This window comes from Vibrio sp. 1727, from assembly GCF_033344415.1.
Lineage (GTDB): Bacteria > Pseudomonadota > Gammaproteobacteria > Enterobacterales > Vibrionaceae > Vibrio > Vibrio alginolyticus.
The window spans coordinates 1-602 of record NZ_JAWPOT010000438.1 but is presented as its reverse complement, the minus strand read 5'-3'; the positions used below and the strand labels follow the sequence as shown (position 1 = coordinate 602).

Genomic DNA, 602 nt, shown 5'->3' with positions numbered 1-602 from the left:
GCCAATAAACTGAAGGCTTCCGCCATGGAATTACTAACACCTATAATTAAACGTTTCATTTGGAATATCCCTTTTTTGTTCTTTAAAATTGACAGGTACAGATATTACAAACGAAAACGATATTTAAAATTCAAAAAACAAATTTCGTGATTAAATGTTCATATTTAAAAGTCTTATTTTCTCGAATTAAAATTTCGCGATCTTCATCACTTTCCAATTGATAGCCCAATGATATTGAAACCAGGCTTAAAAGGAAAAATAATTAAAAATTGTGTGACCAAAGCCATTGTTGTTAGAAATAAAATATCAAGAAAATAAATTTTTGAGATTTCTATCACTATATAATTAGTAGGACTATATTATTAGGGATAATAAATATTTTAATTTTAACTAAATTTAAACACATAATAAAAAAGCCATCAACACATGTATTGATGGCTTTTTACTTTAGGTGCAAAGGAAACACAATTCAATTAAATAAATGACTATCTAGCTTTACGCCATTGTTGGACCACTGTTGATAGCGTTTTACCGCGATACCAGACGAGTACATGGTATGCTTACAATCCATGCACTCGACAAAGTACAGCCCACTCATTCCT

1 pseudogene is annotated in these 602 nt (G+C 29.9%); it reads right to left on the bottom strand.

What is annotated here, in order from left to right:
- Positions 1-469: 469 nt before the first annotated feature.
- Positions 470-602: pseudogene (locus R8O10_RS26220) on the bottom strand (XRE family transcriptional regulator); the annotation flags it as partial.